Here is a 13,005-nt window from a genome sequence, read left to right on the forward strand (position 1 = left end):
AGACCTAGCCGGGAGGCCACTCGAGCGAACGGCCTCCTATTAAGTGCACATGCAGATGAAACACTGTTTGACCGGCTCCGGCACCTGTGTTGATCACGGTTCGCCAGTCATCGAGCCCCTCCTGCTTGGCCACCCTGGCGGCAACCAGCAGTAGGTGGCCCAACAGACCGGCATGCTCCTCAGCGGCCTCCCTGAGACTCTTGATCGGTTCACGCGGAATCACCAGCACGTGAACGGGAGCTTGGGGAACGATGTCGCGAAAAGCGAGGCACTGCTCATCGCTGTAGACCTCATCACAGGGAATCTCACCCCTGAGGATGCGGGAAAAGATCGTGTCCTCGGCCATGACACCTGGGCTCGTGGTGGGGGAGGTGATGGGACAGGCAGGGCATCAGATCCATGCACCGCTCATCATCTCAATGCTGGCACGCTGCCTGAGTGCGTCACTGCTCGGTTTCGACGCCATTCCAGTCACTGTCGAGGTTGATCTGGCTCCTGGGTTACCAGGCCTACAGCTGGTGGGCTTACCGGACACCGCGATCCAGGAGTCGCGGGAACGTGTTCGGGCTGCGCTGCGCAACAGCGGATTTCGCGGCCCCCTTGTGCGAGTGGTGGTGAACCTTGCACCTGCAGACCTGCGCAAGGAAGGTCCCGCATTCGACCTCCCCATCGCACTGGCCTTGCTCGTGGCGAGTGGGCAGCTGGATGCGCCTCTGCTCAATGGGCTCTGGTGTGCCGGAGAACTGGGGCTGGATGGCCGCATCAGACCCTGCCGAGGGATTCTCGCCATCGCCTGCGAGGCGGCTGAACAAAAGGCAAGCGCCATCGCCGTGTCCGCGGATGATGCAGCCGAGGCCTCCCTGGTGACCGGCCTGGAAGTCCGCAGCGCCGCCACGCTTCGAGAACTGGTGGAATGCCTGCGCAATGGCGGGGAAAGAGCTCTTCAAAGCTGCAGACGGTCGGTCCCTGAAACCATTCAGCAGGCCTCTCTGGAATCTGACTCAACCAAGAAACTGCTCCATCTCCCAGAACAGGGTCTCGCTCGTCAGGGCCTCGCCATCGCTGCTGCAGGCGGCCACCATTTGCTGCTGGTGGGTCCACCTGGATGCGGCAAAACAGTTCTGGCCCATCAGTTGCCATCACTTCTGCCTCCTCTGGACAGAGAGGAAGCTCTGGAAATCACCCGGCTGCATTCGATTGCCGGACTCATTCGTGGTAAAGGGCAGTTGATCCGGCAACGGCCTTTTCGAAGCCCGCATCACAGTGCAACAGCTGCCGCATTGCTTGGAGGAGGTGCCCATCCCCGACCGGGGGAAGTCAGCCTCGCCCACGGTGGAGTGCTGTTCCTGGATGAACTGACCGAATTCCCCCGATCGGTGCTTGACCAACTCCGCCAGCCCCTCGAGGAAGGCGTGATCTGGCTGAGCAGAGCAAGAATCAGCTGCCGCTTTCCCAGCCGAGTGACCCTGGTCGCTGCCGCCAATCCCTGTCCTTGCGGTTGGTGGGGCGATCGCCGCTGCATCTGCAGTGAGCTGAAACGTCGGCGTTACTGGGGGCGGCTGTCAGGACCGCTGCTCGACCGGCTGGATCTTCAGCTGAAACTCGAACCAGCAGAGCCTGACAGTTTGCGCCGCAGCCTGGCTAGGAACTCCCGAGAGCAGGACCCGACCTTCAGCGCCGCCTCAGTCGATCGCGCCAGGGTGCTGATGCGTGAGCGCAATCCGGACGATCTGCCCAACCGTGAACTCAGTGCCCAACAGCTCAAACAGCATGGTGGATTCAGGGCGGAAACCATCGAACACTGGGAGGAGGTCATCCGCGCAAGAGGTCTGAGCATGCGCAGCGGACTGCGTCTGTTGCGGGTCGCCAGAACGGTGGCCGACTTAAATGCCAGTGACCAGGTGAACCTTGAGAATCTGGCTTCCGCACTTTGCTTCAGAAGCTTCGATACTGCTGAGCCATGATGCTGACCATGGCCCCTGCAGGAACGTAATCAGGATTTCACCGACCTGACCTGGGATCATCCCTATAGGGCTGAGGACCGATGGCGGGAGGAACAGTCATCTTCTCCTCCCTGGGGTTGCCAACGGCATGTGAAAGAGTTTCCGCCATCCAGGAGCGGAATGCGTTGATTGATCGACCCATGGCACTGATTACTCATCTCTGCATTCAGTCTTGACAACACTGAAGAGGAAGCCAACAGGCCGATATACGGGTTTTCAGCCGGTGACCCGGCACGAGTCCAGGACTTATAAGCCGGTGAGACGTTCAACGCCTCACCGGCAGAAAGTGAATCAGCGGCGACGACGACGCTGCTGAGCTTTGCGCTTGTACTTCTCGATCGGTGTCTCGTGGTGACGCAGACGCTTGAGATCAGCGAAGATTCCAGCCTTGGAGACCTGACGCTTGAAGCGACGCAACGCCGATTCGATGCCTTCGTTTTCGCCGACCGTGACCTGAGTCATTCAACAAGCAATGATTTCCAGCGCACTAACCTAGCAAGTGACCTCAGGGGGTCTGTTCTGTTTCTCCCGGTACAGCGGTCTCAGCCGCTCCCCTAGATTCGGACTGCACTCCATCGCGGTAGACGTAGAGATGTCCAAGGGTGCGCTTTCCATATTGGCGTCGCATCAGCTTCCAGCCGGGCTCGAGCTTCAGTTCAACAAAGTTGTTGCCGAAGCCGCCTGCTCGAGCCACTAGGAAAGTGGGTTCAGAAGGGTTACGCGTTGGCACAGCCATCAACTGAACGTCATTCGCTGATTTGATGACCGAGAGGCGGTAGCGGGTTCCCAGATCGTTACCGCCGATGCGCAGCGAATAACCATTGCCGTCGATATAGCGGTTGCAGATTCCCGTGAAATCGAAGGTTGCCAGCAACGGATCAACCACCGCAGGCGCACTGCCAGTCACCGAGTAGCAGGGACGAGCACTAGTGCGTTGTTCATAGATGTTCAGCTGGGAACGTTCGCCGGAGCCGATCGGAGCTGAAACCAGAACAAACTTGGTTTCATCGACCTCAGTGGTGGTGAACAGGGAGCCCTGCGCACGCACCGAAGACATCAGTCCAGTGGCGACAGTGGCACCGAAGACCGTTAAAGCGGCAGCGGCGATCCGGAAACGGGCCATCGAAGCAGAAGAATGTGCCTGGATCGTAAAAGTGCCGCGGCTCTTCGGCTGCATCAATCAGGCCGGTTTGTTGAGCCGAATCGCAACCAGAAGCGACCCGACCGTGGCCGGCAGAGTCAGGCCGAGGATCCATCGCGTGAGCGTGACACCAAGATCAGGATCGCCATAGGCAAGCTCGAACACACTCCCTGTGGCAGCGATACCGAGCACACAGGCCAGGGCCAGGAACAGCCCTGCGAGGGGTTTCATCGGCATGGAATCAGGGGATGGAGCGCACGTCGGACGACTGGAAGCCATGGTCCTTGAGCTCCTTGAGAAGTCCGTCTTTGTCCGTGACCCGATCAACGAAAAGCACCCCATTGAGGTGATCAATCTCGTGCTGAATACAGCGGGCCATCAGGCCATCGGCTTTCATCGTGCGCGGGCGCCCCATCTCATCGCGGAAACTCACCTGCACTGCGGTGGGTCTCACCACATCGAGATAAACCCCAGGGATACTCAGGCAACCTTCTTCGTAGGTGTCAAGCCCTGCACTGGCGGAAATGACCTCGGGGTTGATCAACACCAGGGGTGGTGTGCTCGGGGTCTCCGGATCGAGATCGATCACCAGCAACTGCTTGTCGACGCCCACCTGGGGAGCGGCAAGGCCTATGCCATGGGCCGTGTACATGCTGCGCAGCATGTCTCTGGCAAGATCCCTCACCGATTCATCAACTTTGCCGACACGACGGCCTTCGACCCTGAGAGCTTCAGCACCAAGTTGGTGAATGTGAAGCGGAGGAGAATCCAGAGGCTTCTTCGGCACGGCCACTGAAGAGCTGGTCTTCTCGGCGGATCGTGCCAACTGGGCGAAGCTCCTGGCCAAGGTCTCAACCTGAATCAAAACTGTGCTGATCTTAGGCAGTCTTCCCATTTGCATCCGATTGCAGCGATGAGCAGCTCTCAGCCCCTGTCTGCGAGGACCGCCCTCGGACGCCAGCCGACGCTGAAAGCACCTCAAGTTCTGGGGAACTGGGTGCTGTGGCTGGAGCAGCGCCCTCAGGAAAAAGGCCGGACAACGGCCATGATCCGCCCCTGGCGTCATACCAACAAACCGGCGAAAGAGCTGACGCAGGCCCCAGCCAACCTGCGCTGCCGCATTCACGAATACGGCGGTGGCCCAATGGCCGTGGCCCTGACGGGGGACAAACTGCTGCTGACCTGGATCGATGATGACGACCGCTGCCTCTGGCAGCAGACCTGGCTTGGACTGAGCAGAGAGGATTGCGCAGCCCTCACTGCGGAAACTCAGCCGGTCCGGATCAGTGCACCAGGCACCTGGGCCCTGGGCGGAGGCCTGATTGACCAGGAGCGGCAGCGTTGGGTGGGAGTGATGGAGCGCGACAGCCGTGACCATCTGGTGTGCGTTGCCCTGAATCAGAACGATCAACAACCACAGCTGCTTCATGCAGCCGATGATTTCGTTGGCTACCCAGCACTCAGCGCGGATGGCAACAAGCTGGCCTGGGTGGAATGGCGACAGCCAGCCATGCCCTGGGATGCCAGCGAACTTCGTTGCGCCTGCCTCACACCGGATGGAGAGCTGACGCAGGTACAGACACTCGCCGGGAGCCGACCTGGCGCCGAACAGGCCATCTCCGTGTTTCAGCCCCTGTGGCAACCCGACGGCAGCCTGGTCGTTGCTGAAGACAGCAGTGGTTGGTGGAACCTCATGCGGCTTGCCGACCCCCTCAGCGGAAGCAACTGGGAGCGTCCATGGCCCATGCAGGCGGAAACCGCAATGCCTCAGTGGGTGTTCGGCATGAGCACCAGTGCCTGGGATGGCGAACAGTTGCTGGCAGCCATCTGTGCTGAAGGCCGCTGGCAGCTGAAGCAGCTGAGGGGCGACGGCACGATCAGCAGCGTCGATCAGCCCTTCGATGATCTGGCTGATCTCCATGCCAATGGGGGACGGGCCGTGGTCATCGCCAGCAGCTCCTCCGTCGGCCAGGGCCTGCTGGAGCTGGAGTTGGCCACCGGTGATTGGCAGCACACTCCAGCCAGCGAAGCCGCACTGCCGATCGAAGCCATCAGCTGCGCCGAGCCATTGTGGTTCGAAGGTGCCGATGGCCTGCGCACGCACGCCTGGTACTACCCGCCGCTGGGTGGAGCCAGCAGCGAGACTCCCCTCCTTGTGAAAAGCCATAGCGGACCAACCGCCATGGCCCGCCGCGGCCTCAGCCTCGGCATCCAGTTCTGGACCACTCGGGGCTGGGGCGTTGTGGATGTGAACTACGGAGGATCCACCGGGTTCGGGCGGGCCTACCGAGAAAGACTGAACAGCGGCTGGGGCGTGGTTGATGTCACAGATTGCGCAGCAGCAGCAACAGCTCTTGTCGAGGCCAGCAAGGCCCATCCAGAACGGATTGCGATCGAAGGGGGCAGCGCCGGTGGCTTCACCACCCTGGCCTGCCTCTGCTTCACCGATGTCTTCAGGGCAGGGGCATGCCGCTACGCCGTCAGCGACCTCAAGTCTCTGGCCTCCGAGACACACCGCTTCGAGGCCGGCTATCTCGACTCACTTGTGGGGGACTGGCCTGAGGATCAAGCCCGCTATGAGCAGCGCTCACCGCTCCTGCATGCGCAATCCATTCGCTGCCCGGTGATCTTTTTCCAGGGCCTGCAGGACAAGGTGGTGGTTCCCGAGCAAACGGAACGGATGGCGGCTGCTCTCAGAAAAAACGGACTTGCTGTCGAGGTGCAGACTTTTGCGGAGGAAGGCCATGGCTTCCGCGACAGTGAGGTGAAAGTGCAGGTGCTGGAGGAAACGGAGCGCTTCTTCCGGCATCACCTCGGGCTCTGATCCACCTGCCCGTAATCAAGACCTCTGAACTGGGCATGCACCGCTTGCATCTGCTCGTCGGAGAGAACTGGCGGCTCACCCACCTGGAGAGCCTGCAGATACATGCGCGCCAGGGTTTCCACCTCAACCGCCACCCGCAGTGCTGACTCCAGATCCTTCCCCAGTGTCACCATCCCGTGTCTGGCCAGCAGACAGGCATTGCAAGGACCGAGAGCTTTCACCACATTGTCGGAAAGCTCCTTCGTTCCGAAGGTGGCGTAAGGGGCGCAGCGGATCTCATCACCGCCGGCCACCGCAACCATGTAGTGAAACGCAGGAATGCCACGGTCATGGCAGGCCAGTGCAGTGGCATGAATTGGGTGGCAGTGAACCACGGCCGTCGCTTCCGAACGACCAGCAAGCACATCCGCATGCAGGCGCCACTCCGATGAGGGCCGCCGCTGCTGCTCGCGCAGGGGATGACCGCTCAGATCCAGCGCCACCAGATCATCGGCCTCCATCTGTTCATAGGGAAGGGAGCTGGGAGTGACCAGAATCCCTCCCTCAATCCGTACTGACAGATTGCCGGACGTGCCCTGGTTGAGCCCTGTGCTGTTCATGCGGCGAGCCACATTCACCAGCTGCTGACGCAGCGCCTGATCCTCGCGGTGGTCAGCCACAGCCATAAAGACTCTTCAGCCCCTCCTCACTGGCATCCGCCACACCCCGATCGGTGATCAGCGCAGTGATCAGCCGGGCAGGCGTCACATCAAAAGCAGGGTTGAAGCCGTCGCTGCCCTCGGGTGTGAGCTGCACCTGGGCAAGAGTGCCTGCCTCTGATCCATCGAGCAGGCGGCCCTGAATCGCCGTGACCTCCTGGGGGGACCGGGCTTCAATCGGGATTTCCCGCACCCCGTCATCCAGATTCCAGTCGATGGTTGATGCGGGAAGAGCCACATAAAACGGCACCGCGTTGTCATGGGCCGCCAGGGCCTTCAGATAGGTCCCGATCTTGTTGCACACATCTCCGCGGCGAGTGGTGCGGTCCGTTCCCACAATCACCGCATCCACTTCACCGTTCTGCATCAGGTGACCTCCGGCGTTGTCCACTATCACCGTGTGGGGAATTCCTTCTCGACCGAGCTCATAGGCCGTGAGCGATGCACCCTGATTGCGGGGGCGGGTCTCATCCACCCAGACATGAAGATCAAGGCCGGCTCGTCGGGCCTTGTAAATCGGAGCCAACGCCGTTCCCCAGTCAACCGTGGCCAGCCAGCCAGCGTTGCAGTGGGTCAACACCTGAAATGGCCTGTTCCTCCGGGCCTCCGGCCTGGCCGCCGCAAGCCGCTTGATGATCTCCAGACCGTGGTCACCGATGGCGGAGCACATGGCCACATCCTCATCAGCGATCAAACCGGCCTCCTCCCGAGCGGCAGCTGCCCGTCCCGACGGAGACAGCGGCAGCACACGATCTCGCACTCGCTCCAGAGCCCAGCGCAGATTCACAGCCGTGGGGCGCGTGGCATTGAGCTGGTCAAAAGCAGCCGCCAAAGCAGCATCACTGGAATCTTCCAGCAGGGCCAGCATCAGGCCATAGGCGCCGGTCACCCCAATCAATGGAGCGCCACGAACCACCATGGTGCTGATGGCCGCAGCCGCCTGCTCACAGCTGCAGAGGGTTCGAGTTCCAAAGCGATGGGGCAACTTGGTCTGATCAATCACCCAGACCGAGCGACCATCCGGTTCGAGTCCGATGGTGCGCCAGGCCTGACCGTCAATGTTCATCCGGATCGATTGGAGAGACCTGAGCCAATCTGCCTGTCCGCTTTACAGCGGTTGTTGACGCAAACCAGTCAAAGAACCTGAGACAGGACTCAGGCGTTATCCCGGAAGAAGTTGATGACACCCTGAAGCTCATCGGCGAAACGATCAATCTCCGCCGTCGTTGTGATGAAGCTGAGGCTGGCTCTGGCTGAACCCGTGACCTGGTAGTGGTGATGCAGAGGCTGGCAGCAGTGATGACCACTGCGGATGCAGATTCCTGCCAGATCGAGCATGGCGGCGATGTCGTTGGCATGGATTCCATCCACAAGGAAGGTGGCAAGAGCACCCCGGCCTGACTGTTGCTGAGGAGTTGGTCCGAGAATGCGCAGGCCGTCAATCATCTGAAGGCGATTGAACAGATGCACCGTGAGTTCGGCTTCCCATGCGGCGATGTTGTCAAGTCCGATCTGCGTGAGATAAGTGAGCGCAGCGCCCATTGCCACGGCCTCACCGATGGCGGGAGTGCCGGCCTCGAACTTGTATGGAAGGCTGGCCCAGGTGCTGTGATCCAGATAGACGTCCTGAATCATTTCCCCACCACCGAGGAAAGGCGGCATCGATTCCAAAAGAGCTTCCCTGGCCCACAGGAACCCCATCCCTGTGGGACCACAGAGCTTGTGTGAGGAACCCACGAGGAAATCAGCATCCAGAGTCGCGACCGACGTGGGGTGATGGGCGAGGCTCTGGCACGCATCCACCAGCACCAGAGCACCTGCAGCATGGGCAGCGGGAATCACCAGCTCAAGAGGATTGCGACAACCCAGCGTGTTGCTGATCTGCACGAGGCTGACCAGTCGTGTGCGATCGCTCAGCTTGGAGTGAAAGTCGTCGAGATCGAGCTCACCGGTTTCAGTGATGCCCACATGACGCAGAACACAACCGGTTCTCTGTGACAACAGCTGCCAAGGCACCAGGTTGCTGTGGTGCTCCATCAACGTGAGCAGGATCTCATCCCCTTCACGCAGGTTGGCGTCGCCCCAGGAGCGGGCGACCAGATTGATGCCCTCGGTTGCGTTGCGGGTGAACACAATCTCCTGAGCTCCCGCCGCCCCGACATAAGAGGCAGTGGTGGAGCGGGCCGCTTCAAAGGCCTCGGTGGCTCTGGCGCTGAGCTGGTGTGCTCCTCGATGCACATTGGCGTTGTTACAGGAGTAGTAGGCCTGCAGCGCCTCCAGCACAACCCGGGGTTTCTGGCTGGTGGCGGCATGATCGAGGTAGATCAGAGGGTCGCCCTGGGCGGATCGCTGATCGAGAATCGGGAAATCAGCACGGGTCCGTTCCGCTAAAGAGACACCGATATCGCGAGAAAGAGTGGTCATAAGGGTCGAGAGGGGTCAGCGATTGCTCCGGAGGCCATCCAGGCCTTGACCGCTGCTGGCAGACGATCCACCACTTCGCAGCAGAATCCCCTAAGTAGCAAGGCAGCTGCTTCATCGGCGTCAACTCCACGACTTCGCAGGTAGAAAAGTTCCTCCTGTTGCAGCTGAGTTACCGTGGCGCCGTGTGCACATTTCACATCGTCGGCGATGATCTGCAGCTCAGGCTTGGCATCCACACGCGCACGGCGTGAGAGCAGAAGGCTGCGGCTGAGCTGGGATGCATCAGTGCGCTGCGCCGGCCTGGGCACCTGAATGGCGCCATTGAAAATGCTGTGGGAACGATCAGCTGCAACAGCTTTTTGAAGCTGATCAAGTCCCCCTTCAGGGCCGTCGAAACGCATGCTGCTGTGCGTCGCAAATTGTTCTTCCGCTGTTGTCATCGACAGGCCATGGATCCCTGTGGTGGCCTGGCCGTCCAGTTGCAACACGCGCGGTTCAAGCCTTCCGAATCGCCAGCCGCGGCAGACACTCGTCAGCCCGTAGTGACTGCCAGGCTCCTGCTCGATGGCCAGATGCACCATCAACGATGCATCTCCTGAACCACTGGCGAGAACACCATGATCCAACCTGGCGCCTTGACCGAGATGCACTTCCAGAACGTGACTGTGAGCCTGATGTACGTCCGGAGGAGATCCCTCGGCAGGAAAGACCTGAAACAGTTCCAGTTCGGCGTCCGACTCGAGCAGCAGCAACACTCTTGTGGCGGTCAGACCAACACACGTGGGCAACACCAGTTCCAGAGGCGCAACTTTGCCGCGAATACGCAGCGCCAGCAGCTGCCGGCTGTGGGCATGGTTCAGTTGCACAGGCCAGGCCTGAGAGCAACCGCAATGGTCGAGAGACTGTCCAAGGTGATAATGCAACTCGGCCTCTGTGAGTGATGTCACCCCCTCTGGAAGACGGACTCCATCAAGGGGATCCGACTCCGCGCCCAGCACGATCCTCGTCACTCCTTCAGCCACTTCCGGCAAAACGATGTCGAGAGCTTCTCTGACCTCCGGGAGTGCGGCGATCTCCCCAAGTCGTTTGAGATCGGTGAGTCTCCAGGCTTCCTGTTTACGGGTGGGCAAGCCCAGACGCTGGAGGGCTTCACGTCCTCGCTGCTGCACCGGTGCCAGTACGTTGCTCACCATGATCAGGCCACTCCCTCGGCAGCGAGCTGCTTATCAACCCAGTCGTAGCCGGTTTTCTCCAGCTCGATTGCCAGATCACGCCCACCGGTGCGCAGGATGCGGCCCGCAGCCATCACATGCACGTAGTCGGGAGTGATTTCATCGAGCAACCGCTGGTAATGGGTGATCAGGATCGTTGCGTTCTGCGGACCGGAAAGCTGATTCACGCCGCCGGCCACGATGCGCAGGGCGTCGATATCAAGACCGGAATCGGTTTCATCAAGAATCGCCACGACCGGTTCCAGCAAGGCCATCTGCAGGATTTCATTGCGCTTCTTCTCGCCACCGGAGAAGCCCTGGTTGACGCTGCGTTCGAGGAAGGCAGGATCCATCTGCACCACCTTGAGCTTTTCGCGCACGTGGTCTTCAAAGTCAAAGGTGTCGAGTTCTTCCTGGCCCCGCTTCTCACGCCGAGCATTGGTGGACACGCGCAGAAATTCCAGATTGCTGACGCCGGGGATCTCAACCGGATACTGGAAGCTGAGGAACACACCGAGGCGTGCACGCTCCTCCGCCTCCAGTTCAAAGAGATCTTCACCGCGATAGCGGACACTGCCACCGGTGACCTGATAAGCGGGATGGCCGGCCAGAACCTTCGAGAGGGTGCTCTTGCCACTGCCGTTGCGACCCATGATCGCGTGAATTTCACCAGCTCTGATCTGGAGATTCACGCCTTTGAGGATGGGCTGATCTTCAACGGATGCATGCAGATCGTTGATGTCGAGAAGCAGCTCGGCGTCGGAGCGAATCACAGTTGAGAAGAAAAGAGCAAATGACCGTTAGAGCAGGCGCAGGGAAGGAGAATTCAACCCACCGAGCCTTCTAGCTTTAGAGCCAGCAATTTGTCGGCTTCGGCTGCGAACTCCATCGGCAGCTGGTTGAACACATCTCGGCAGAAACCGCTGACCATCATGGAGACCGCCTCCTCGAAACCGATGCCGCGGCTCTGCAGATAAAAGAGCTGGTCTTCTGAGATACGGCAGGTGCTGGCTTCGTGCTCGATCGCTGATTCCGGCTGCTGGGAGCGGATATAGGGATAGGTGTTGGCGGCTGCCTGGTCTCCGATGAGCATCGAATCACACTGGCTGTAGTTCCGCGCTCCCTTGGCTGAGGGCCCAATCTGCACCAGCCCGCGGTAACTGTTGCTGGATTTGCCGGCACTGATTCCTTTGCTGACGATTGTGGAGCGGGTGCGGGCACCGATGTGAACCATTTTCGTACCGGTGTCGGCTTGCTGTTTGTTGTTGGTGAGAGCCACTGAATAGAACTCACCAACGGAATCAGCTCCCTGAAGCAGACAACTGGGATATTTCCAGGTCAGCGCCGAACCGGTCTCCACCTGGGTCCAGCTGATACGACTGCGAGCGCCGCGGCACTGGCCACGCTTGGTGACGAAGTTATAGATACCACCAACACCGTTTTCATCACCGGCATACCAGTTCTGAACCGTGGAGTATTTGATCGAAGCATCATCAAGCGTCACCAGTTCAACCACTGCGGCATGGAGCTGATTGGTGTCGAACATCGGGGCCGTGCAGCCCTCGAGATAGCTCACGGAAGCACCTTCCTCCGCCACGATCAGGGTGCGTTCGAACTGCCCAGTATCCCCGGAATTGATCCGGAAATATGTGGAGAGCTCCATTGGACATTCAACTCCTTTTGGGATGAAAACAAAGGAGCCATCGCTGAAAACCGCAGAGTTGAGGGCTGCGAAATAGTTGTCATTACTGGGAACAACAGAACCGAGGTAGCGCTCAATCAGTTCCGGATGCTCCTTGACAGCCTCACTGAAAGAGCAGAACACGACACCGTGCTCTGCGAGTTTTTCCTTATAGGTCGTGGCAATTGAAACGCTGTCAAACACAGCATCAACCGCGACATTGCTCAGGCGCTTTTGTTCGCTGAGGGGAATGCCGAGTTTGTCAAACGTTTCGAGAAGCTTTGGATCAACTTCGTCGAGTGAGCTTTTTTTGACTTGCTGCTTTGGAGCCGCGTAGTAGACGATGTTCTGGTAGTCGATTGGGTCGTATCCCAGCTCAGCCCAGTCAGGTTCTTCCAGGGTGAGCCAATGACTGTAGGCCTTGAGCCGGAACCTGAGAAGAAACTCGGGCTCCTCTTTTTTGCTGGAAATAAGTCGAACAATTTCTTCACTGAGACCTTTGGAAATTTTTTCAGTCTCAATATCAGTCACGAAGCCGTATTTGTACGGCTGGCTGACTAGATCCTGCGTGGAAGTGGATGTCATATCAATCGACCTGCCAAGGCTTGAATCGTTTCCACGGAGACACTGCGGTCTGACCTGCGGAAAGAATCTTCTTCAATCAGAAACAGCGCGGAACGGCACAACTCGTGCTCAAGGTTGGGCGCTCGTTGATGCAAGGCTGCCGAAAACATCTGCTTGCAAAGAGTGAAACCTTCCCGAGCAGCTGCTGTAGCGCCCTCTTCTCCACAGGAAATGGTGTTGGTTCGCTTCGCGCAAATCCCGGCAAATTCGTGAATGACTTCCAACTTCTCCGAGGTCGGCACTCGATTGCCAGTCATGGCATCAGTCATGGAGATGAACGTTGGCAAAAGGGTCGTAGCCAGGGAGATACGAAACAAAATGGTTTCGTATTTGGAGCCTAAAGCACGGTTCCATCACCCGACCATGTGACCATTGTGACGGAGAGTTGTTCTAGCTGGA

At 59.3% G+C, this 13,005-nt stretch carries 15 protein-coding genes; 2 read left to right on the forward strand and 13 right to left on the reverse strand.

The window, feature by feature from the left end; all coding sequences use genetic code 11:
• Positions 1–4: 4 nt before the first annotated feature.
• On the reverse strand, positions 5–346 hold the full coding sequence (locus SIB73_RS10250; RefSeq protein ID WP_413405388.1) for a histidine triad nucleotide-binding protein: 342 nt from the start codon (positions 344–346) through the stop codon (positions 5–7).
• 73 nt (positions 347–419) lie between these two features.
• Here SIB73_RS10250 and SIB73_RS10255 point away from each other — a divergent pair, with 73 nt between their 5' ends.
• Positions 420–1,964 carry a YifB family Mg chelatase-like AAA ATPase gene (locus SIB73_RS10255; RefSeq protein ID WP_413406271.1) on the forward strand — a complete coding sequence of 515 codons (1,545 nt, stop codon included), beginning with the start codon at positions 420–422 and terminating at the stop codon, positions 1,962–1,964.
• A gap of 37 nt (positions 1,965–2,001) precedes the next feature.
• Here the strand turns inward: SIB73_RS10255 and SIB73_RS10260 are convergent, their stop codons facing one another.
• The 5 genes from SIB73_RS10260 to def all read right to left on the reverse strand — a co-directional run bounded on the left by SIB73_RS10260 (position 2,002) and on the right by def (position 3,991).
• Positions 2,002–2,145: a hypothetical protein gene (locus SIB73_RS10260; RefSeq protein ID WP_413405387.1), complete on the reverse strand. Its 144-nt coding sequence runs from the start codon at positions 2,143–2,145 to the stop codon at positions 2,002–2,004.
• 149 nt (positions 2,146–2,294) lie between these two features.
• Entirely contained in the window at positions 2,295–2,465 is a 171-nt protein-coding gene (gene rpsU / locus SIB73_RS10265; protein WP_006043142.1) for a 30S ribosomal protein S21, read from the reverse strand.
• Positions 2,466–2,508: 43 nt separating this feature from the next.
• A complete protein-coding gene (locus SIB73_RS10270) occupies positions 2,509–3,126 on the reverse strand; it encodes a DUF3747 domain-containing protein (protein ID WP_413405385.1) in 618 nt (205 codons plus the stop codon).
• Between the two features lie 57 nt (positions 3,127–3,183).
• The gene (locus SIB73_RS10275) at positions 3,184–3,381 is read right to left on the reverse strand and encodes a hypothetical protein (protein WP_066910887.1); all 198 of its coding nucleotides are present in this window, start codon (positions 3,379–3,381) and stop codon (positions 3,184–3,186) included.
• A gap of 4 nt (positions 3,382–3,385) precedes the next feature.
• A complete protein-coding gene (def, locus tag SIB73_RS10280) occupies positions 3,386–3,991 on the reverse strand; it encodes a peptide deformylase (RefSeq protein WP_413405383.1) in 606 nt (201 codons plus the stop codon).
• A 66-nt stretch (positions 3,992–4,057) separates the two neighbouring features.
• On the opposite strand from def, the gene SIB73_RS10285 reads away from it, so the two are divergent.
• Positions 4,058–5,968 (forward strand): prolyl oligopeptidase family serine peptidase, encoded by a 1,911-nt coding sequence (locus SIB73_RS10285; RefSeq protein ID WP_413405381.1) that lies wholly within the window; start codon positions 4,058–4,060, stop codon positions 5,966–5,968.
• Here the strand turns inward: SIB73_RS10285 and SIB73_RS10290 are convergent.
• The 7 genes from SIB73_RS10290 to SIB73_RS10320 form a co-directional block, all read right to left on the reverse strand.
• A complete protein-coding gene (locus SIB73_RS10290; protein WP_413405379.1) occupies positions 5,953–6,633 on the reverse strand; it encodes a class II aldolase/adducin family protein in 681 nt (226 codons plus the stop codon). The two genes, SIB73_RS10285 and SIB73_RS10290, sit on opposite strands and share 16 nt — an antisense overlap.
• On the reverse strand, positions 6,620–7,732 hold the full coding sequence (mtnA, locus tag SIB73_RS10295) for an S-methyl-5-thioribose-1-phosphate isomerase (protein ID WP_413405377.1): 1,113 nt from the start codon (positions 7,730–7,732) through the stop codon (positions 6,620–6,622). Before mtnA ends, SIB73_RS10290 begins: the two co-directional genes overlap by 14 nt.
• Positions 7,733–7,821: 89 nt before the next feature.
• Entirely contained in the window at positions 7,822–9,090 is a 1,269-nt protein-coding gene (locus SIB73_RS10300; protein ID WP_413405375.1) for a SufS family cysteine desulfurase, read from the reverse strand.
• Positions 9,087–10,283: a SufD family Fe-S cluster assembly protein gene (locus SIB73_RS10305; protein ID WP_413405373.1), complete on the reverse strand. Its 1,197-nt coding sequence runs from the start codon at positions 10,281–10,283 to the stop codon at positions 9,087–9,089. Before SIB73_RS10305 ends, SIB73_RS10300 begins: the two co-directional genes overlap by 4 nt.
• 2 nt (positions 10,284–10,285) lie before the next feature.
• Positions 10,286–11,074, reverse strand: coding sequence for a Fe-S cluster assembly ATPase SufC (gene sufC / locus SIB73_RS10310; RefSeq protein WP_413405371.1), 789 nt, complete (start codon positions 11,072–11,074; stop codon positions 10,286–10,288).
• Between the two features lie 53 nt (positions 11,075–11,127).
• Positions 11,128–12,567: a Fe-S cluster assembly protein SufB gene (sufB, locus tag SIB73_RS10315; RefSeq protein WP_413405369.1), complete on the reverse strand. Its 1,440-nt coding sequence runs from the start codon at positions 12,565–12,567 to the stop codon at positions 11,128–11,130.
• Positions 12,564–12,875 (reverse strand): hypothetical protein, encoded by a 312-nt coding sequence (locus SIB73_RS10320; protein ID WP_413405368.1) that lies wholly within the window; start codon positions 12,873–12,875, stop codon positions 12,564–12,566. The genes sufB and SIB73_RS10320 overlap by 4 nt, the downstream gene beginning before the upstream one ends.
• Positions 12,876–13,005 lie beyond the last annotated feature (130 nt).

Origin of the sequence: Synechococcus sp. MIT S9509, from assembly GCF_047303035.1 — a bacterium.
Lineage (GTDB): Bacteria > Cyanobacteriota > Cyanobacteriia > PCC-6307 > Cyanobiaceae > Synechococcus_C.